15 protein-coding genes, 2 tRNA genes and 1 pseudogene are annotated in these 19863 nt (G+C 70.1%); 15 read left to right on the top strand and 3 right to left on the bottom strand.

Features of this window, described 5'->3' with window-relative positions; genetic code table 11:
• Positions 1-12 precede the first annotated feature (12 nt).
• The 5 genes from CLV70_RS23305 to CLV70_RS23285 all read left to right on the top strand — a co-directional run bounded on the left by CLV70_RS23305 (position 13) and on the right by CLV70_RS23285 (position 6622).
• Entirely contained in the window at positions 13-1389 is a 1377-nt protein-coding gene (locus CLV70_RS23305) for a serine hydrolase domain-containing protein (protein WP_106128708.1), read from the top strand.
• 1508 nt (positions 1390-2897) lie between these two features.
• Positions 2898-4031 carry a DNA polymerase III subunit beta gene (gene dnaN, locus CLV70_RS23300; protein ID WP_106128707.1) on the top strand — a complete coding sequence of 378 codons (1134 nt, stop codon included), beginning with the start codon at positions 2898-2900 and terminating at the stop codon, positions 4029-4031.
• Between the two features lie 37 nt (positions 4032-4068).
• Complete coding sequence (gnd, locus tag CLV70_RS23295; RefSeq protein ID WP_106128706.1) at positions 4069-4941, top strand: phosphogluconate dehydrogenase (NAD(+)-dependent, decarboxylating); 873 nt, start codon at positions 4069-4071, stop codon at positions 4939-4941.
• Between the two features lie 3 nt (positions 4942-4944).
• A complete protein-coding gene (gene recF, locus CLV70_RS23290) occupies positions 4945-6072 on the top strand; it encodes a DNA replication/repair protein RecF (RefSeq protein WP_106128705.1) in 1128 nt (375 codons plus the stop codon).
• Positions 6065-6622: a DciA family protein gene (locus CLV70_RS23285; RefSeq protein ID WP_106128704.1), complete on the top strand. Its 558-nt coding sequence runs from the start codon at positions 6065-6067 to the stop codon at positions 6620-6622. The genes recF and CLV70_RS23285 overlap by 8 nt, the downstream gene beginning before the upstream one ends.
• A gap of 16 nt (positions 6623-6638) precedes the next feature.
• Here CLV70_RS23285 and CLV70_RS23280 read toward each other — a convergent pair whose 3' ends face one another.
• Positions 6639-7205, bottom strand: a complete 567-nt coding sequence (locus CLV70_RS23280; protein ID WP_106128703.1) for a hypothetical protein — start codon at positions 7203-7205, stop codon at positions 6639-6641.
• A gap of 582 nt (positions 7206-7787) precedes the next feature.
• Between CLV70_RS23280 and gyrB the strand changes: the two genes are divergently transcribed.
• The 8 genes and pseudogenes from gyrB (at position 7788) to CLV70_RS23245 (ending at position 16367) form a co-directional block, all read left to right on the top strand.
• Positions 7788-9740 carry a DNA topoisomerase (ATP-hydrolyzing) subunit B gene (gene gyrB, locus CLV70_RS23275; protein WP_106128702.1) on the top strand — a complete coding sequence of 651 codons (1953 nt, stop codon included), beginning with the start codon at positions 7788-7790 and terminating at the stop codon, positions 9738-9740.
• A 138-nt stretch (positions 9741-9878) separates the two neighbouring features.
• Positions 9879-12389, top strand: a complete 2511-nt coding sequence (gyrA, locus tag CLV70_RS23270) for a DNA gyrase subunit A (RefSeq protein ID WP_106128701.1) — start codon at positions 9879-9881, stop codon at positions 12387-12389.
• Between the two features lie 3 nt (positions 12390-12392).
• Complete coding sequence (locus CLV70_RS23265) at positions 12393-13262, top strand: DUF3566 domain-containing protein (RefSeq protein ID WP_106128700.1); 870 nt, start codon at positions 12393-12395, stop codon at positions 13260-13262.
• A 383-nt stretch (positions 13263-13645) separates the two neighbouring features.
• Positions 13646-13719, top strand: a tRNA-Ile gene (locus CLV70_RS23260).
• 41 nt (positions 13720-13760) lie between these two features.
• Positions 13761-13889, top strand: a complete 129-nt coding sequence (locus CLV70_RS40465) for a DLW-39 family protein (protein WP_211277715.1) — start codon at positions 13761-13763, stop codon at positions 13887-13889.
• A gap of 13 nt (positions 13890-13902) precedes the next feature.
• A tRNA-Ala gene (locus CLV70_RS23255) sits at positions 13903-13975 on the top strand.
• A 497-nt stretch (positions 13976-14472) separates the two neighbouring features.
• The gene (locus tag CLV70_RS23250) at positions 14473-14991 is read left to right on the top strand and encodes a helix-turn-helix domain-containing protein (RefSeq protein WP_245908405.1); all 519 of its coding nucleotides are present in this window, start codon (positions 14473-14475) and stop codon (positions 14989-14991) included.
• A 35-nt stretch (positions 14992-15026) separates the two neighbouring features.
• A pseudogene (locus tag CLV70_RS23245) lies at positions 15027-16367 on the top strand (class I SAM-dependent methyltransferase).
• A gap of 224 nt (positions 16368-16591) precedes the next feature.
• Here the strand turns inward: CLV70_RS23245 and CLV70_RS23240 are convergent.
• Positions 16592-17512, bottom strand: a complete 921-nt coding sequence (locus CLV70_RS23240) for a sulfotransferase domain-containing protein (protein ID WP_106128698.1) — start codon at positions 17510-17512, stop codon at positions 16592-16594.
• A 196-nt stretch (positions 17513-17708) separates the two neighbouring features.
• Here CLV70_RS23240 and CLV70_RS23235 point away from each other — a divergent pair, with 196 nt between their 5' ends.
• On the top strand, positions 17709-18107 hold the full coding sequence (locus tag CLV70_RS23235; RefSeq protein ID WP_106128697.1) for an NUDIX domain-containing protein: 399 nt from the start codon (positions 17709-17711) through the stop codon (positions 18105-18107).
• Here the strand turns inward: CLV70_RS23235 and CLV70_RS39770 are convergent.
• Positions 18101-18679, bottom strand: coding sequence for a hypothetical protein (locus CLV70_RS39770; RefSeq protein WP_158277806.1), 579 nt, complete (start codon positions 18677-18679; stop codon positions 18101-18103). The two genes, CLV70_RS23235 and CLV70_RS39770, sit on opposite strands and share 7 nt — an antisense overlap.
• Before the next feature lie 544 nt (positions 18680-19223).
• On the opposite strand from CLV70_RS39770, the gene CLV70_RS23230 reads away from it, so the two are divergent.
• The gene (locus CLV70_RS23230; RefSeq protein WP_106128836.1) at positions 19224-19772 is read left to right on the top strand and encodes a YbaK/EbsC family protein; all 549 of its coding nucleotides are present in this window, start codon (positions 19224-19226) and stop codon (positions 19770-19772) included.
• Positions 19773-19863 lie beyond the last annotated feature (91 nt).

The raw sequence follows: 19863 nt of genomic DNA, 5'->3' as shown, positions 1-19863 counted from the left end.
AGGTTCGGCGGTATGTCATCGACCCCGGCGGACCTGCTGCCCGAAACAAGACGCGCGTTGCTCCACAAACTGGCCACCGGCCAGGTGAAGGGACGAGCACCCTCGGTCGTCGCCGCCGTGGTGCGCGACGGCAGTCCGGTCTGGCTGGACGGACGGGGCACCGTGGACGGCCAGGTGCCGGACGGCGACGTCCAGTACCGCATCGGCTCGATCACCAAGACATTCGTGGCGGTGCTGGTCCTGCGCCTGCGCGACGAGGGCAAACTCGCGCTGACGGATCAGCTGGACGACCACCTGCCCGGCACGGCGGCGGGCCGGGCCACGATCGGCGCCCTGCTGGCCCATACCGCCGGACTGGCCTCCGAAGCGCCCGGTCCGTGGTGGGAACGAACCCCGGGAACGTTGCGGCCGGAACTGACCGACATCCTCGGCGACGATCCCCAGGTACACCCGGCGGGGGAGCGCCACCACTACTCCAACCCGGGCTTCGCCCTGCTCGGCGCGCTGGTCGAGCGCGTACGCGGCCGGGCCTGGGGTGAGGTCCTGCGCCACGAGATCCTCGAGCCGCTCGCGATGACCCGCACCTCCCTACAGCCGTCCGCACCCCACGCCGCGGGCTGGGCGGTGCACCCCTGGGCCGACGTCCTGCTCCCCGAGCCCGCTGTGGATACCGGCCTGATGGCCCCGGCCGGGCAACTCTGGTCGACCGCGAACGACCTGGCCACGTTCGTCGCCTTCCTCCTCGACGGCGACGACCGGGTGCTGCACGCGGACACCCTCGCCGAGATGCGCAGGCCGGCGAGCCCACCGGAGGCGACGTCCTGGGACGGCGGCTACGGCCTCGGCATGCAACTCCTGCGCCGCGACGACAGACTCCTGGCCGGCCACACCGGCTCGATGCCCGGGTTCGTCGCCACGGTGTGGACAAGCGCCGAGGACTCCCTGGGAACGGTCGTCCTGAGCAACGTGACCACCGGCCTGCCCGCGGGCACCCTGGCCGCCGACCTGCTGCAGACGGTCGCCGACCGGGAGCCCCGCATCCCCCCGCCGTGGCGCCCGCTGCCCTCGATCGACCCGCTCCTCCTGGACCTGGCCGGCCCCTGGTACTGGGCGACGGCCCCGTTCGTGCTCCGCCCGCTGCCGGACGGCTACCTGGAACTGGCCCCGCTCGCCGGAGGAGGCCGCGGCACCCGCCTCCGCCCCGCCACCGACGGCACCTGGACCGGACTCAACGGCTACTACGCGGGCGAACGCCTGTCGATCCACCGCGACGCCACGGGCTCGGTGACCCACCTGGACCTGGGCACCTTCGTCTTCACCCGCCACCCCTACGCCCCGGAACCCCCGATCCCCGGCGGCGTAGACCCCACCGGCTGGCAAACCGCCTGACCCGCCCACCCGGCGTCGCCCCTCGAGCCGGCAGCCCAGCCGGCCCCGAGCGGGCGGCGTCGCCCTTCCAGCAAGCTGACCCGGTGAGCCGACGACGTCGCCCTTCCGCCAGGAGCCCGGTCGAGCCGCCGGCGTCGTCCCCTCAAGCCGATGAGGCGGTCGAGCCGACGGCGTCGGCCTCCAGCCTGGAACCCGGTTGAGCCTCACCGCCCGGTGTCGCCGCTCCGACCTGCAACCCGGCTGAGCCGAAGGCCGCGTCGCGTCGGCGATCCGGCACGTCCTCCCCACCCGAGAGACGCGTCGAGGTCGGCGGCCCGGCGACCTGATCATCGAAAGCCGTATCCAGGGCTGCGACCCGGCACGCGGCGACCTACCGCTGGCACCGGTCAAGCCCGCGAGCGTCACACCGAGTCGCACCGGAGCGAGCCCGGAAGAACCGCATCCCGCCGCGCCCCGACCCGTGCGATCGAGAGGCCGCCACCCGCCGTACCCGCTTATCCACAGGGCGTCCACAGCCGTCCACAGGGCGGCCGGCGACGAAACCTGGGATGGCCGCACCACCCGCCAAGATCCCGATCATCCGCTGAGCTGGTTTGTCAACGTCGCGACGAGACCGTTTCGTGCCAACGTTTTCCACACCAATCCACAGGACTTCACAGGCTTCATCCCCAACGGTGGACAACGCTCGGCACCCGACCCCACAGATGTGGAGAAGTCCTGGGGAAATCGATGTGGACAGACACTGTGCGTCACCAAGGTCTCCACACCCTGTGGACGAGTGTGGATTTCCTGTTGAAGGTTCTGGGGACGACGAGCCGGTAGCGTCCCGGCGTTATCCCCAGGCCGGGGGACAAACCCGGTGGATAGCCGGTGGACAACCGGTGGACAACGGTGGACAACCGGCGTCGCGTCGGCGACTGTGGACGCGGGCCCGGGTTTATACCCTGGTTGCCCACATGTGAATCACCGGTGGATAACCCGCTGAGCTGCGAAGACTCGAGTTCTCCACACTATGCACAGCCCCGATGATTACGACTGTTATCTCTCTCGGAAAATCCAAAAGGCAATGATCAGCGTTGTGGAGGGTGTGGGTGAGCCGCTCGCGGCCGGATCCACCCCAGCACCGGAGGAACAAGCACCGGGAGCACCGGGAGCACCGGGGCTCCCGGTCGCGGATCCTGCAATCCGGGCCACCCCTCAGCACCGCCGAAGAAGCCGGCCAGGAGCCGGCCAGAAAGCCAGCCAGGAGAGCAGCCAGAAAGCCAGCTGGGAGAGCAGCCAGGAAGCCGGAGCAGAAGCCGGGCATCAGTAGGACCAGAAGGCCGGAAGACCAGCAGGACCGGAAGCGAAGACCACCCCCGGCGCGAGGAGCAGCGCCACCCGGCACGGCAGTAGGGCCGGGGAGCGGGGGCCGGGCGGACGAACGACCCGCCCGCGCCATAGAGTTCAGTGGGCTCCATCAGCACATCCGAAGTTCTCGTCGAGGAAAGTGACGCGGAGGGCATGGCATGAAGTTCCGGGTGGAGCGAGACGCACTCGCCGACGCGGTGGCGTGGACGGCCAAGAGCCTGCCCAGCCGGCCGTCGGTGCCGGTTCTGGCCGGCGTCATGCTGCGCGTGACCGACGGCAGGCTGCACGTCTCCGGCTTCGACTACGAGGTCTCGAGCCAGGTGAGCGTCGAGGTGCAGGCCGACGCCGACGGGGCCGCCCTGGTCTCCGGCCGGCTGCTCGCCGAGATCACCAAGGCGCTGCCCGCCAAGCCGGCCGACATCGCCGCGGTCGGGTCGCACCTCGAGCTGGTGTGCGGCAGCGCCCGGTTCACCCTTCCGGTGATGCCGGTCGAGGATTACCCGACGCTGCCCGAGATGCCGTCGAGCGCCGGCACGGTCGACGCGCAGGCCTTCGCGGTCGCCGTCGCCCAGGTCGCCGTCGCCGCGGGCCGGGACGAGACGCTGCCCATGATGACCGGCGTACGGATCGAGCTGAACGGCTCGACGATGGCGATGCTGGCCACCGACCGCTACCGCCTGGCGATGCGGGAGCTGGAGTGGAACCCCGACGACCCGGACATCAGCCTCAACGCGCTGGTGCCCGCCAAGACCCTCAACGACACCGCCAAGGCCCTGGGCCCGATCGGTGGCTCGGTCACCCTGGCCCTCGCCCAGGGCAACGCCGGTGAGGGAATGATCGGCTTCGCGGGCGGCACCCGGCGTACGACCAGCCGGCTGCTCGACGGCGCCAACTACCCGCCGGTGCGTTCGCTCTTCCCCGCCAGCCACAACGCCGAGGCGCGGGTGACCGTGTCTGCGCTGGTGGAGGTGGTCCGCCGCGTCGCGCTGGTCGCCGAGCGCACCACTCCGGTGCTGCTGTCCTTCGGCGAGGACGGGCTGGTGGTGGAGGCGGGCGGCACCGAGGAGGCCCGGGCCAGCGAGGCGATGGAGGCGGTCTTCACCGGCGAGCCCCTGACGATCGGTTTCAACCCGCAGTATCTGATCGACGGCCTGCAGAATCTGGGTGCCCCCACCGCGGTTCTGTCGTTCGTCGACGCCTTCAAGCCGGCTGTGATCTCCCCCGCAGGCGAAGACGGCGAAATCGTGCCCGGATACCGCTATCTGATCATGCCGATCCGGGTAACCCGCTGATACTTGGGCACAGAGACACACACCTAGGGGGAACATCATGCAGCTCGGCCTCATCGGTCTAGGCCGGATGGGCGGCAACATGCGCGACCGCCTGCGCGCCGCCGGCCAGGAGGTGGTCGGCTACGACCACCACAAGGAGACCACCGACGTCGCCAGCCTCGCCGAGCTGGTCGAGAAGCTCGCCGCGCCGCGCGTCGTGTGGACCATGGTTCCCGCCGGACAGATCACCGAGAAGACGATCGACGAGCTCGCCGAGCTGCTCTCCGAGGGCGACATCGTCATCGACGGCGGCAACTCGAAGTTCACCGACGACGGTCCCCGCGCCGAGCGGCTCAAGGCGAAGGGCATCCACTACCTCGATGTCGGCGTCTCGGGCGGCATCTGGGGCAACACCAACGGGTACGCCCTGATGGTCGGCGGCGACGCCGAGATCGTGGCGCACTGCCGGCCGATCTTCGACGCGCTCAAGCCGGCCGGCGAGTTCGGCTTCGCGCACGCCGGCCCGCACGGCGCCGGCCACTACTCGAAGATGATCCACAACGGCATCGAGTACGGCCTGATGCACGCGTACGCCGAGGGCTACGAGATCCTCAAGGCCTCCGAGCTGGTCGAGAACGTCCCCGCCGTGATCAAGAGCTGGCGCGAGGGCTCGGTCGTCAAGTCCTGGCTGCTCGACCTGCTGGACCGCGCGTTGGACGAGGACCCGGAGCTGGCAGGCCTCAAGGGCTACGCCGAGGACACCGGCGAGGGCCGCTGGACCGTCGACGAGGCCGTGCGTCTCGCCGTGCCGGCCAATGTCATCGCGGCGTCGCTCTTCGCCCGCTTCGCGTCGCGCCAGGAGGACTCGCCGGCGATGAAGGCCGTCGCCGCGCTGCGCAACCAGTTCGGCGGCCACGCCGTCAAGCGCTGATCCATGCACGTGCGCCGGGTCGAGCTGACCGACTTCCGCTCGTACGAGCGGGTGGCCGTCGACCTCGACCCGGGCGTCGCGGTCCTGGTCGGCAGCAACGGCATGGGCAAGACCAACCTGGTCGAGGCCCTCGGGTACGTGGCCACGCTGGACAGTCACCGGGTGGCCACCGACGCCCCGCTGGTCCGCGCGGGGGCGAGCTCGGCGGTGATCCGGTGCGAGATCGTCCACGACGGACGCGAGCTGCTCGTCGAGCTGGAGATCGTGCCGGGCAAGGCGAATCGGGCGCGGCTGAACAGGTCACCCGTACGCAGGTCGCGGGAGGTTCTGGGTGCTCTTCGCATGGTGCTCTTCGCGCCGGAGGACCTGGAGCTCGTCCGCGGTGACCCGTCGGAGCGCCGCCGCTACCTCGATGAGCTGCTGGTCGCGCGCCAGCCACGCTATGCCGGGGTCCGCGCCGACTACGACCGGGTGGTCAAGCAGCGAAATGCCCTTCTGCGTACGGCCTACCTGACGCGCAAGGTCGGTGGGACCCGAGGGCAGGATCTGTCCACTCTCGCGGTGTGGGATCAGCACCTCGCCCACCACGGCGCCGAACTGCTGGCCGGCCGGATCGAGCTGGTCGCCGCCCTCGGGCCGCACGTGACGAAGGCGTACGACGCGGTCGCGGCCGGCCGGTCCTCCGCGGCTGTCGCGTACGCGTCCCGTCTCGGCGACGGCCTGACACCGGACCGCCCGGCGCTGGAACAGGCCCTGCTCGCTTCGCTCGCCGAACGCCGTCAGGCGGAGACCGAGCGCGGCGTCACCCTGGTCGGCCCGCACCGCGACGACCTCACCCTGGTCCTGGGAGACCTTCCGGTGAAGGGGTACGCGAGCCACGGCGAGTCCTGGTCGTTCGCCCTGGCGTTGCGGCTGGCCGCCTACGACCTGTTGCGCACCGACGGCATCGATCCGGTGCTGGTCCTCGACGACGTGTTCGCCGAGCTCGACGCCGGCCGCCGCGAGCGCCTCGCCGCCCTGGTGTCGGACGCCACGCAGTTGCTGGTGACCTGTGCGGTGGCGGAGGATGTCCCCGCGGACCTCCAGGGCGCCCGCTACGACGTCGGACCAGGAACGGTGACCCGTGTCTGAGGAATCCGCCGAAAAGGGCGCAGCGGCCGGTTCAGGCCCCGCCGAGGGCCAGTCGGGCCCGCAGCTGGCGCGGGCGGTGCTCGACGCCGCCCTGGCGAAGCGCCGGGCCGCCCAGCGGGCACCCCGCCACCGTACGGGCAATGCCGAGGGCGAGGGCAGACGCCTGCGCGGCTATTCCGGTCCGGGCCCGGACCCGCGGGATCCGCAGCTCTTCGGCGCGGTGCTGGAACGGATCCTGAAGCAGCGCGGCTGGCAGAAGCCGGCGGCGGAGGCGACGGTCTTCGGCGCCTGGGAGAAGGTCGTCGGCCCGGACATCGCGAAGCACAGCAAGCCGATCAAGCTCGACGCCGGCGTCCTGACCGTCGAGGCGGAGTCCACGGCCTGGGCGACCCAGCTGCGGCTGCTGGCCGCGACGCTGCTGCGCAACATCGCGGCCGAGGTCGGCCACAACGTCGTGACCAGGCTGAACATCCACGGCCCGGCGGCACCGTCCTGGAACCGCGGCCCGCGGCGGGTCCAGGGCCGCGGCCCCCGCGACACCTACGGCTGAGGTCCTCCGGCGCGGCTCAGTAGTCGGCAAAGACGGCGTACCCGCGGTCGGCACACCGGCGATAGAAGCCCGCCAAGATCGCCAATTCCGTACGCGCGAAGCTCCAGTGCGGTGCGTTGCCGGCGTCGTCGCGCAACGCCGCCAGCCGCTGCTCGAGCCAGCGCAGCTGCTGCTCGGCGAGCCGCCCGCCGGCCACCGCGGCCCGCATCACCTCCGCCACGCTGTCGAACGTGACCAGGTCGCCGTGCGGCTGGTGGCCCTCCACGAACCGTTCGAGGCCGCCGGCGATCCAGGCGCAGCCGTCGGGGTCGATGACCGGGTCCTCGTCCTCGGCCGCGGCATCGGTCGCGTAGAGGACGCCCTCCAGCCCCAGAAGAAGATCGACGAGCTCCGTGTACGCGGTCGCGCGTACGGTGCCGGTCTTGGCGATGTGCAGCGCGAGCGCTCCGGTGGGCGCGGCGATGTCCGGCGCGTCCGCGACGGCGCCGAAGTCGACGAACTCCGCCGGGGCGACCGGGTCGTAGAACCGGTTCGTCCGCGGCCAGTGCACGGCGACGTTGTCCAGCCCCTTGTCGTGCGCCATGGGGCTACCACCTCTCCTCGACCGCCGGCTGCGGACCCACCGGCGGGGTTCGCTCCCGCCCGGTGCGGGCCGTCCGGCCACGCTGCGGCCCGCGCGGGCGAGGTTACGACACTCTCGCCCACCGGTGTGAGGCAGTGTCGCAGCGCGTGGCGCCGGGCCCCGGCAGGCGCGCCTCAGCGGTCACCGGCCGGACAGTGCACCATTGCGGTGGGTGCTTCTTCCGTGTAGGGGGACTCGTGGGAACGGCCTTCCGCCGCCCTACGGCAATCTGAGGTGCCCGTACGAGGGTGCCGGACCCCCGATAACTCGCTCGGACGGAGTAGAATCGACGGAGACCGGGAAAGTGCGACACGTGCCGGACGCCCCTCTGCGGAGAGCAATCGTCACGCTACGCGTTTTTTCCAGCCGATCACGATCCGCGGGACGACCGCGGCGACCGGCGCGCTCGGCTCCACCGGTGGTCCGCCCCGTTCTCGCGGCTCGCTCGTCTGTGGTTCGCCCTGCTCGCCGGCCGCCCGCAGCTCGCCCGCCAACCCCGTGGCCGGGCCCCTCCCGGGGACCGGTGCGAGAAAGTGGCCGAGGGTGGCAGATAAGAAGCAGGAATACGGTGCCGAGTCCATCACCGTGCTCGAAGGCCTCGAGGCGGTCCGCAAGCGCCCCGGTATGTACATCGGTTCGACGGGCGAGCGGGGCCTGCACCACCTCGTCTGGGAGGTCGTCGACAACGCGGTCGACGAGGCGCTCGCGGGCTACTGCGACACCATCGACGTGGTCCTGCTGGCCGACGGCGGCGTCTCGGTCACCGACAACGGCCGTGGCTTCCCGGTCGACCTGCACCCCAAGCTCAAGAAGCCGGGCGTCGAGGTCGCGCTGACCGTCCTGCACGCCGGCGGCAAGTTCGACGGCAAGGCGTACGCGGTCTCCGGCGGTCTGCACGGTGTCGGCGTCTCGGTCGTCAACGCCCTCTCCACCAAGATGTTCGTGGAGATCCACAAGTCGGGCAACGTCTACCGGCAGCACTACACGATGTCGAAGCCGGGCCCGCTGGAGAAGGGCGAGGCCACCTCGACCACCGGCTCGATGGTCCAGTTCTGGCCGGATCCGACGATCTTCGAGACCGTCGAGTTCGACTGGCAGACGATCTACCGCCGGATCCAGGAGTACGCCTTCCTCAACAAGGGCCTGACCATCCACCTGGTCGACCAGCGGCCCGACCAGGTCGACGACGAGGGCAAGCCCCGCGAGGTCACCTTCATGTACGAGGACGGCATCGCCGACTTCGTCCGCCACCTGAACAACACCAAGACCCCGATCCACAGGTCGGTGATCGGGTTCGAGTCGGAGTCCCCCGAGGAGGGGATGGCCCTCGAGATCGCCATGCAGTGGAACGAGTCGTACGGCGAGTCGGTCTACACCTTCGCCAACACGATCAACACGCACGAGGGCGGCACGCACGAGGAGGGCTTCCGTGCGGCGCTGACCAACACCGTCAACCGGTACGGCGTGGAGAAGAAGTTCCTCAAGAACGACGAGAAGCTCTCCGGCGAGGACATCCGCGAGGGCCTCGCCGCGATCATCTCGGTGAAGCTCGCGAACCCGCAGTTCGAGGGCCAGACGAAGACGAAGCTCGGCAACACCGACATGAAGAGCTTCGTGCAGAAGGTCGCCAACGAGCGGATCGCGGACTGGTTCGACCGCAACCCGGCCGAGGCCAAGACGATCATCACGAAGGCCTCGCAGGCGGCCCGGGCGCGGATCGCCGCGCAGCAGGCCCGCAAGCTGGCCCGGCGCAAGTCGCTGCTGGAGTCCGGTTCGATGCCGGGCAAGCTGGCCGACTGCCAGTCCACCGACCCGCGGGTCTCCGAGCTGTTCATCGTCGAGGGCGACTCGGCCGGCGGCTCGGCCAAGCAGGGCCGGGACAGCCAGATCCAGGCGATCCTGCCGATCCGCGGCAAGATCCTCAACGTGGAGAAGGCCCGCATCGACCGGGTGCTGAAGAACAACGAGGTCCAGTCGCTGATCACGGCGCTGGGCACCGGCATCCACGACGACTTCGACATTGCCAAGCTGCGCTATCACAAGATCGTGCTGATGGCGGACGCCGACGTCGACGGCCAGCACATCCAGACGCTGCTGCTGACCCTGCTGTTCCGCTTCATGCGTCCGCTGGTCGAGGTGGGGCACGTCTACCTGGCCGCACCGCCGCTCTACAAGATCAAGTGGAACAAGCGGGGCGACGACGCGCAGTACGCGTACTCCGACCGGGAGCGTGACGGTCTGATCGCGCTGCGCCAGCAGAAGAAGCCGAACGCCAAGCCGGACGACATCCAGCGGTTCAAGGGTCTCGGCGAGATGAACTTCCGCGAGCTGTGGGACACGACCATGGACCCGGCGACGCGCACGCTGCGCCAGGTGACCCTCGACGACGCTGCCACAGCGGACGAGCTCTTCAGCGTCCTCATGGGTGAGGATGTCGAGGCCCGTCGCTCGTTCATCCAGCGCAACGCCAAGGACGTGCGCTTCCTGGACATCTGATCCGCCGGTGAGCGGGGCCTCCCGGCCCCGCTCACCTCGGGTTATGCACAGCGTTCCACTGCTTTCCACAGCGTTATCCACAGCGAAATGCGTAGCTCGGGCCCGTTTGTCGGGTTCGACCGTAAGTAAGGGTTAACTGTGACGGATACTCCCGAGAACCCCGCCGAGGAGCCGCAGGACGACACCGGCGGCGGCGTGGGGCAGCGCGTCGAGCCGGTCGGCCTCGAGGTCGAGATGCAGCGCTCGTACCTCGACTACGCGATGAGCGTGATCGTGGGCCGGGCCCTGCCGGACGTGCGCGACGGCCTCAAGCCGGTGCACCGCAAGATCCTTTACGCGATGTACGACTCGGGCTTCCGCCCGGACCGTGGCTACGTGAAGTGCGCCCGCGTCGTCGGCGACGTCATGGGCAACTACCACCCGCACGGCGACTCGTCGATCTACGACGCGCTCGTCCGGATGGGGCAGCCCTGGTCGTTGCGCTACCCGCTGATCGACGGCAACGGCAACTTCGGCTCGCCGGGCAACGACCCGCCGGCCGCCATGCGCTACACCGAGTCGAAGCTCTCGCCGCTCGCCATGGAGATGCTGCGGGACATCGACGAGGACACCGTCGACATGCAGGACAACTACGACGGCCGGGCCAAGGAGCCCACGATCCTGCCGGCGCGGTTCCCCAACCTGCTCGTCAACGGCTCCGAGGGCATCGCGGTCGGCATGGCCACCAAGATCCCGCCGCACAACCTGCGCGAGATCGCCTCGGCCGTCCAGTGGTACCTCGACAACCCCGAGGCGGACGAGGCCACGACGCTCGAGGCGGTCCTGGAGATCGTCAAGGGACCCGACTTCCCCACGCGGGGGCTGATCGTCGGCCAGCAGGCGATCCAGGACGCCTACCGCACCGGCCGCGGCTCGATCCGGATGCGCGCCGTCGTGGAGGTCGAGGAGGACCAGCGCGGCCGGCCCTGCCTCGTGGTCACCGAGCTGCCGTACCAGGTGAACCCCGACAACCTCGCCGAGCGCGTCGCCGAGCTCGTCAAGGAGGGCAAGCTCACCGGCATCGCCGACATCCGGGACGAGTCGTCCGGGCGTACGGGAATGCGGTTGATCCTGGTTCTGAAGCGCGACGCGGTCGCGAAGGTCGTGCTGAACAACCTCTACAAGCACACCCAGCTGCAGGAGACGTTCGGCGCGAACATGCTCGCGCTGGTCGACGGCGTGCCCCGCACGCTCAACCTGGCGCAGTTCATCCGCTACTACGTCGACCACCAGGTCGAGGTCATCCGCCGGCGCACCGCGTTCCGCCTGCGGAAGGCCGAGGAGCGGGCGCACATTCTGCGCGGCCTGGTCAAGGCCCTCGACGCGCTCGACGAGGTGATCGCCCTCATCCGGCGCTCGCCGACGGTCGAGGATGCCCGCCAGGGCCTGATCCAGCTGCTCGACATCGACCAGGTGCAGTCGCAGGCCATCCTCGACATGCAGCTGCGGCGCCTCGCGGCCCTCGAGCGGCAGAAGATCATCGACGAGCTCGCCAGCATCGAGGTCGAGATCGCCGACCTCAAGGACATCCTCGCCAAGCCGGAGCGGCAGCGGGCGATCGTCTCCGAGGAGCTGGCCGAGATCGTCTCCCGGTTCGGAGATGAGCGAAAGACCCAAATCATCCCGTTCGACGGCGAGGTCTCGATGGAGGACCTCATCGCGCGCGAGGACGTTGTGGTGACCATCACACGCACCGGTTACGCGAAGCGCACCAAGGTCGATCTCTACCGCTCCCAGAAGCGCGGCGGCAAGGGCGTGAGCGGCGCATCTCTGCGCCAGGACGACATCGTCAGCCACTTCTTCGTCATCTCGACCCACTCGTGGATCCTGTTCTTCACGAACAAGGGCCGGGTCTACCGCGCGAAGGCCTACGAGCTGCCCGAGGCGAACCGGGTCGCGAAGGGTCAGCACGTCGCCAACCTGCTCGCCTTCCAGCCGGACGAGCACATCGCGCAGGTCATCCAGATCCCGAATTACCAGGTCGAGCCGTACCTTGTGCTCGCCACCAAGAATGGCCTCGTGAAGAAGACCCGGCTCGAGGAATTTGACTCCAACCGCAGCGGTGGCATCATCGCCATCAACCTGCGGGAGGATGACGAGTTGGTGGGCGCCACGCTGGCCGCACCGGAGAACGACCTGCTCCTGGTCTCCAAGAAGGCTCAGGCCATCCGGTTCAACGCGACCGACGAGGCCCTGCGGCCGATGGGCCGGGCGACCTCCGGTGTGATCGGCATGCGCTTCGGCGAGGCCGACGAGCTGCTCGCGATGGAGGTGGTCCGGGAAGGCATGGACGTTTTGGTCGCCACCAACGGCGGGTATGCCAAGCGGACGCCGATCGAGGAGTACCCCGTGCAGGGGCGGGGTGGCAAGGGCGTACTGACCGCGAAGATCACGGAGCGTCGTGGTGGTCTGGTCGGAGCGCTCGTGATCAGCCCGGAGGATGAACTGTTTGCCATCACCAGCAATGGTGGTGTCATCCGGACTCCCGTGAAGCCTGTACGGCGCACGCGGGATCGGAACACAATGGGGGTCAAGCTGATGGACCTCCCAGAAGGTGTAACCATCGTGGCGCTTGCTCGTAATGCCGACGAGCCTGACGAACAGGACTAGTTGATGCCGGAGACACAGGCGAAGTCGGGAGGTCCGGGGTCCTCGGCGACTCCCGTCGATGAGGAGCCGAAGAAGGACGGCGCCGCATCGAACGGGCGTGAGGCCGCGGGCCGCGCGACGGTCCCCGCGGATGCCCCGTCCCCGCCGAAGTTCACCCGCGCCCCGGGCATGCCCCCGCCGCCGGGGGAGCCGAGCGGTGACGGAGAGGGCCAGGCCGATGGCAAACGACCGGGCGGCCCCTCGGTGGCGAAGGGCTCGGCCACTGTGCCGGTCGTCACCAAGGGCAAGCCCGGCGCTGCCCCGGCGGCCGGCACCCCGACCGGGCGTACGGGCGTCGCCCCGCCCCCCGCCAAGCCGGCCACGGTCCCGCAGCGGCCCGGCACGGCCCCGAAGCCCCCGTCCGGCGGCGCGGCGAGCGGCTCGGCCGCCGTCGGCGCGGCCCGGGTCTCCGAGGCCGTACGCTCGGCCCGCTCGACCGTGTCCTCGGCCGCGGCCCGCGGCCCCCGCCGGGCGCGCCTGAACCTCAAGCGGATCGACCCCTGGTCCGTGATGAAGTTCGCCTTCGCGGTCTCCGTGGTCCTGTTCATCGTCGTGGTCGTGGCCACCTCGGTGCTCTACCTGGCCCTGGACGCCATGGGCGTCTGGAGCGAGGTGAACACCAGCCTCCAGAGCCTCGTCAACGCCAGCGGCGGCACGGAATCGGCCAACACCGGCTTCCGCATCACCGCCTGGGGCGTCATCGGCACCTCAATGCTGATCGGCGCGGTGAACGTGGTCCTCTTCACGGCCCTGGCCACCCTCGGCGCCTTCATCTACAACGTCTGCGCCGACCTGGTTGGCGGCGTCGAACTGACGCTCGCCGAGCGCGACTGACCCAGCCCAGCACAAGCGGCCGCCGCGTCCCGACACGGCGGCCGCTTCGCTGCGCGCCGAACGCCCCCACCCGCTGAGCCGCCGTTCGGCGGTCCGTCACGCTTGTTCTGTCCGCGGCCTGCCTGCTCCTCGTCCGGCCCTATCCGGCGCCGTGCTCAACCGGCTTCCGGGTTCGGGGCCGACACCGTCGTGCGGCGCCTCGGGCCCTCCGGGTCGGCTTCGCCTGGAGTTGTATGCCCGGGTTGTTCTCTCCGCGCGGCATCCGCGTTTGCGCCCGGTCGATCCTCCGGAACCCTCACCCCGCGCCGACTCCCCGAGGCGGCGCTACGGCCCCCGATTTGGGCGACCGGAACCGGGTACGGTAATCTTCGTGTCGCTGTCACGGGGCTATAGCTCAGTCGGTTAGAGCGCAGAGCTGATAACTCTGAGGTCGCTGGTTCGATTCCAGCTAGCCCCACCTCGCACGTCCTCCGCCGCAGATCAAAGGGGACCCCGGCCATGCTGAAGAAGCTCCTGATCGTCGCCGGCATCGTCGGTGCGGCCGCCCTGGTCGTCAAGAGGGTCAAGGCCTCCAGCGACGAGCGCGCCCTCTGGCACGAGGCCACCACCGCGCCCGACCTGCGCTGAGCCCGCAGTTCCGGGGGCCCTAGCTCAACTGGCAGAGCACCGCCTTTGCAAGGCGGGGGTTAGGGGTTCAAGTCCCCTGGGCTCCACGAGCGGCGGGCGGACCCTGTCCGCGGAATGCGCGGACCGGAGCCGCTCGTCTTGTTGGCTCCGGGGGCCGAGCCCCCGGAAGCCCCACGGTGCGGTGTGCCGGTTGGTGTTGGACGCTCGCTCAGGCAGCCCGGGGCGCGCCGGAGCCGCTCGCGCGCTTCACGCTCGGCTTCTATCAGGCGTGTTCTCCCACCACCTCGGCGTCGCTCGTGGCGCGGCCAGACCGTGGACGTAGCTCCCAACATGATCTGAAGCATGGCGTGCCGCGGCGCTCGCTGGACTTCCTTCGGGTCCGCGTGATGGGTGGTCGGAGCGCCACTTGATCTACTTCGCCGACCACGTACCGTCCGTGAACTGATTGCCGTGGACCGGCGTGGAACTTCACCGGCCCTGACGGCTCTGCCACCTGGATGAAAGAACCATCGGCCGTTCGGTTGTTGCGGGGGCGGGCTACCGGGATCAATATTCACCTGTGACGATGCGCACACGGAGTTGGATGACGACCGGTGAGGCGGCGGTTTTGCTGCGCTCGTCGCGTACGCATGTCGTCGATCTTTGTTTGCGGGGGTTGTTGCCGTATGTGCGGATTGATGGGCAGCGGCGGATGCGGCGTTGCGACGTCGAGGCGCTGATTCGGCCGGGGATGAGCCGGGAGCAGTTGCGGTTGCTGTGGCTGCATCGGGCCGTGGCCGGCAGGCTGGTGCGGGATCCGGGGGCGGTCGTGGCGGCGGCTCGGATCACCCTGCGGAGTTTGCGGCGGCTCCACGGTGAGGGCGGCTCGTGGGAGTGGCTCGATCGGTGGGATGCCGTGCTCGATGAGGGGGTGGAGGCGGTGCTGGACGCGCTGACCTCTTCCGCCGAGTATGCGGTTCACCTGCGGGAACGGTCGCCGTTCGCCGGCATTCTCAGTGAGGCCGAACGCCGGCGGGTTTTGGCGGCTTTCGCGGAGAGTCGTCGTGATCGTGCGCGTCCGATGCGACCCGAAACCTTCGAGCGGATTCTGCGGACTGTCTGAGCGAGTCCTGTCTCACAAACTTGTCGAAGCTCCTTATGGATCTGCCCGGGGCGGGTGGATATTCGGCAGGTTGGAGTATCTGGGGAGTCGCCATGCGATCGACTGCGACCAAACTTCGTGACCTGCTCGAAAACCTCCTGCAGACCGATCTTCCCGTACGGCTGCGCGCCTGGGACGGTTCCGAGGCGGGACCCCCGCACGCACCGACCCTCATCGTCCACAACCGCCGGGCGGTGCGCCGGCTGATGTGGCAGCCCACCGAGTTGGGGCTCGCTCGGGCGTACGTGTCGGGCGATCTTGGTTTGGAGGGCGACCTCTACGACGCGCTGCGCCGGCTCGCCAGCCTACTGTGGGGCAACAGTGGTAAGCCGGGGGCGCTGCCGATGCGGGCGGTGGCCGCCGACCTCCTGAGCCTCGGCATCGCCGGTGCCCGGCCGAAGCCGCCGCCGGAGGAGATCGCGCTGCTCGGCAGGCGGCACAGCCGGCACCGCGACCGCCAGGCGATCAGCCACCACTACGACGTCGGCAACGACTTCTACCGCATCGTGCTCGGCGCCGGCATGGTCTATTCGTGTGCCTACTGGACTGGCGACGAGGAGTCCGGTGGCTACGGCCTCGGGGACGCGTAGCGGGACAAACTGGATCTCGTCTGCCGCAAGCTGAACCTCAAACCGGGCATGCGGCTCCTCGATGTCGGCTGCGGCTGGGGGAGCCTCGCCCTGCATGCGGCCCGCGGGTACGGCGTCGACGTCGTGGGCGTCACCCTCTCCGGCGAGCAGGCGGACTATGCCCGCAAGCAGGTCGCCGAGGCGGGCCTGACCGCACACGTCGAGATCCGCGTTCAGGACTACCGCGACGTCGACGACGGACCCTTCGACGCGATCGCCAGCGTGGGCATGGCCGAGCACGTCGGCATCGAGCCGTACGAGGAATACGCCCGGATTCTGTACGCCCAGCTCAAGCCGGGTGGCCGACTGCTCAACCACCAGATCGCGGCCCTGCATCCGGAACCGCTGCCGGGCCGCCGCGAACGGACGTTCATCGACGCGTACGTCTTCCCCGACGGCGAGCTCGCGCCGGTCGGCACGACGGTGAGCGCGCTCGAACGGGCCGGCTTCGAGGTGCGTGACGTGCAGGCCCTGCGCGAGCATTACGCGCGGACCCTGCGCGCATGGGTGGCGAACCTCGAGGCGGACTGGACGACGGCCGTGCGGCTGACCTCGCCGGGAAGGGCCCGGGTGTGGCGCTTGTACATGGCGGCGTCGGCGATCGCGTTCGAGCAGGGGCGGATCGGGGTGAACCAGGTGCTGTGCGTGAAGGCTCGGCGCGACGGTTCCAGCGATATGCCCGCCACCCGGGCCGGCTGGCCGGCCTGAGCCAGGGGCGGCGGGGTTCGGGCTCGAAGGTGGCCCGAGCGTGACCGGGATGACAGCCGGGCAGTTGCGCCGTGCCTCGTTTCCAGGCCGGCGTCCGAGGATCGTCGGCCTTCGGGGATCGTCGGCCGTCGGGACGGGCGGGCTCCTGGATGGGCGGGCTCCTGGATGGGCGGGCTCCTGGGCGGGCGGGCTCCTGGGCGGGCGGGCTCCCGGGCGGGCGGGGGTCATCGGTGGAGCCAGGTCAGGAGGTCGTCCGGGGCGAGTTCGGCGGCTCGCTTCTCGTAGTGGGCGAACTCGTCGTCGGTCAGCAACTCGCGTCCCGACCCGGAGCCGCCCCGGCGGAAGAAGGCGTTGCGGTCCTTCATGATGCCGGCCGGGTCGGGGGCCAGCCGCTCCGCGCGGGCGCGCATCTGCGTGAAGCCGGCTGCCTCGACGAGCAGGGGCCAGCGCTCCTCGGGGACGTCGATGGCGAGGGTGAAGGCCAGTCGGCGCATCTCGCCCTCGAGGTCGTCGACCAGGTCGGCGTAGTGCACGACGACGATGTTCGGGTCGTGCCGGCGGCGCCACGCGTCGGTGAGGTGCCACAGGACGCCGGGCAGCGAATCCAGCGCGTCCGCCGGGGCGACGTCCCGGTCGATCCAGGCGAGCAGGGAGTCGCGGATGGACGGCGGGGCCGTCGGGTCAGGTGCGGTCGACGCTTCTGCCGGCGGGGCTGCGGGGGACCGCTCGACCGGTGTGCCGGGAGGCTCGGACAGGAGCTGGGCCATGCGCTCGCGGTTGAGGTTCTCGCCCTGGTGGAAGAGGGAGACCGCCATGTCCAGCGGGTGGCGGGCCACCACGATATAGGTCGCGCGGGGGTCAAGCGGGATGCCGTCGAGGGGCGTGTGGGTCTTGATGAAGCGGCGGTGCTCCTGGCGATTGAGCTGGGCATATACCCGGTCGCGGGGGACGATGAGCCAGTCGAGCCATGGGGAGAGCTCGGGCAACGGGGCCGGTAGCTCGGGGTCCTGGAACACGAGCAGGGCGCAGATCATCTGCATCCACGTCGTGCCGCTCTTCGACCTTGTGCTGATGATGATGTCGCCCTCGCGGAACGGAAATCCGTCCCAGCGGGCGCTGTCCTCGTCAGGGGAGCTGTAGCGCATTCCGCCCAACCTAGGGACGCGCGGCGGGGGTCGCCAGCGAATTGGACGGGGTGCCGACGCCGCCGGCTCGGTGGGTCCTCGGGTTCATGCTCTGACCGTACGGTGAGGGTCTGACAAGTTCGGGTCGGCATTTCGTTCGCGGGTGCGTGCCGGTCCGTTCGCGTGGATGTCGCCCGGTCGTGAGTAGCCTTCATTCGTGAGTGGACGGAGACGAGCCGCAGCCATCATCGTTCGGGACGGCCGCGTGCTGATGGTGCATGAGCGGAGCCGGCGCGACGAAGGCCGGGAATGGTGGACGCTGCCCGGTGGCGGGATCGACCCGGGCGAGACGGCGGAGGATGCGGTACGGCGTGAGGTGCTGGAAGAGGTCGGCCTGGTGGTGAAGGAGGCCCGCTACCTGCAGGACCTGCCGTACCCGTCGGGAATGACCTCGGTGTTCGCGTGCACCGTGGCGGACGGCGAGCCGGTGCTGGGGCCGCACGTGACCGGGCCCGAGCCGATCGGGCTGGACTGGATTCCGCTGCCGGACGTGGCGCCGGGGGAGGCCGGGCTCGTTCCCGTGCCGCCGATGGTGGTGGCGCTGCGCCTTCAGTGAGCCGGGTGGCTGGACGGCCGGGTGGTTGCGGACGGCTGATCCTGCTGGTCGCGGGTCCCATCCTGCGGGGTGGGCGTCGAGTTCTCTCCGGCGGTGCTCGGCAGCTCCGGCTCACGTGAGGGCGTCGCATCCTTCGAGAGTTCTGTGGTGCTCGAGGGTGCGTGGTGTTGGTCGGCTGACCCGGCCCTGCGGTCGGAGGCGGGCGTGCCGGCGATCGCTCGGCGGCGTTCGACGACGAAGTGGGCGGTGCTCAGGGCGTACGCGAGGAAGAGCAGGAGGCCGACGGCCCGCAGGCGAAATGGGGCTATCGCCACGGTGAGCGCGCCGGCCGTCCAGGCCGAGAGCAACACGGTGTTGATCGTGTCCGCGCGCGCCCAACGGCCGGTGGCGCGGCGGGCCTGGCGCTGGATCTCGGTGAGCAGGGCGTGACCGAGTCCGGCGGCGAGCATGCCGAGCATGATTGTCGCGAAGACCGAATGTGCGCCGCCGGCGACGGCCGCGATGGCGGTACCGCCGGTGAGCAGGGCGAGGCCGCTGACCGTGCCGATCCGTGCGACGCGTCTCTCCCTCACATCACCTGACAGTCGGCAAGATCGTCGAATGGCTGAGGCGGGCGGCGGTTTCATGATCGTTGCTGAGCCCTTTCGCGAACCGGGCCGCCGGTGGTCCGGCTGCTGCCTCGCCACCGTCGGTCGGGAGTGCGCCGCGTGCCGGGTCGGGGGAACGGGTCGGTTGGTGGCGCGGGCGCGTGTTTGTGGCCTGCCGGGTCGGCGGCGTGGCGGCGCGGGCGTGTTCGTGGCCTGCCGGGTCGGGGGAACGGCGGCGCGGGCGTGTTTGTGGCTTGCCGAGTCGGCGACACGGCGGCGCGAGCGTGTTCGTTGCCTGCCGGGTCGGCGGCGTGGTGGCGTGGGCGGCGGCACGGTGGCGCGGGCGTGGGCGGGGCCGCAGTGGCTTGGGTGTGTTCGTGGCCGGCCCGGTCGGCGGCGCGGGCGTGTTTGTGGTCGGCTGGGTCGGGATGGGCCTTTGGAGCCGCCCCTTGAGCCTGGGGATTCCGCAGTTGGCGTGGGGTGGGCCGGCTGGTTACGCCGCGCGGATGCGGGCAGGATGACCACCGTGATCGGATCTCTCAAGCTCGAACCCGCCATCTCCCGGCTCGACCTCCTCGCGCCTCCGGTGGCGGCGGCCCTCGAGGTGTGGCCGGTGGACGCCCCCATCGACGGCGACCAGGTGCTGGTCGCACCCATCAAGGCCGACCTCGCCGATACCGCGGCCTTCTGCGAGGCGTACGGCGTGGGGCTCGAAATCTCCGCGAACTGCGTGATCGTGGCCGGCAAGCGTGGCGACGTGACCCGGTATGCGGCCTGTGTCGTGCTGGCGACCACCCGAGCCGACGTCAACGGCGTGGTGCGGCGGCACCTGGATGCCCGCAAGGCGAGCTTCGCGCCGATGGACGATGCGGTGCGGTTGACCGGCATGGAGTACGGCGGAATCACCCCCATCGGCCTCCCGAAGGACTGGCCGGTGCTGGTCGACGCCCGCGTGGCGGCGGCGCCGCACGTGATCATCGGCTCGGGCGTACGGCACAGCAAGATCGCGATCGCGGGGCCGGCGCTGGGTGCACTGCCAGGCGCGGAGGTGATCGAAGGGTTGGCACGGGAGGCATAGCGGATGCTGCGGGGTCCTTCCACGTCCGTGTGAACCCGTCGCCCAGGATCGAAAGGGCTGGACGGGCGACAGGCGGACTGCTTCGCTCGGC

Origin of the sequence: Pseudosporangium ferrugineum, assembly GCF_003002065.1 — a bacterium.
In the GTDB taxonomy this organism is placed as follows: domain Bacteria; phylum Actinomycetota; class Actinomycetes; order Mycobacteriales; family Micromonosporaceae; genus Actinoplanes; species Actinoplanes ferrugineus_A.
This window is presented reverse-complemented; position numbering and strand designations above follow the sequence as displayed.

What these genes read in the sequence shown, in the direction of transcription:
- CLV70_RS23305 (WP_106128708.1), top strand. Translation starts at nt 13, where the DNA reads ATGTCATCGACCCCGGCGGACCTGCTGCCCGAAACAAGACGCGCGTTG.
- dnaN (WP_106128707.1), top strand. Translation starts at nt 2,898, where the DNA reads ATGAAGTTCCGGGTGGAGCGAGACGCACTCGCCGACGCGGTGGCGTGG.
- gnd (WP_106128706.1), top strand. Translation starts at nt 4,069, where the DNA reads ATGCAGCTCGGCCTCATCGGTCTAGGCCGGATGGGCGGCAACATGCGC.
- recF (WP_106128705.1), top strand. Translation starts at nt 4,945, where the DNA reads ATGCACGTGCGCCGGGTCGAGCTGACCGACTTCCGCTCGTACGAGCGG.
- CLV70_RS23280 (WP_106128703.1), bottom strand. Translation starts at nt 7,205, where the DNA reads ATGGCGCACGACAAGGGGCTGGACAACGTCGCCGTGCACTGGCCGCGG.
- CLV70_RS23265 (WP_106128700.1), top strand. Translation starts at nt 12,393, where the DNA reads ATGCCGGAGACACAGGCGAAGTCGGGAGGTCCGGGGTCCTCGGCGACT.
- CLV70_RS40465 (WP_211277715.1), top strand. Translation starts at nt 13,761, where the DNA reads ATGCTGAAGAAGCTCCTGATCGTCGCCGGCATCGTCGGTGCGGCCGCC.
- CLV70_RS23250 (WP_245908405.1), top strand. Translation starts at nt 14,473, where the DNA reads ATGACGACCGGTGAGGCGGCGGTTTTGCTGCGCTCGTCGCGTACGCAT.
- CLV70_RS23240 (WP_106128698.1), bottom strand. Translation starts at nt 17,512, where the DNA reads ATGCGCTACAGCTCCCCTGACGAGGACAGCGCCCGCTGGGACGGATTT.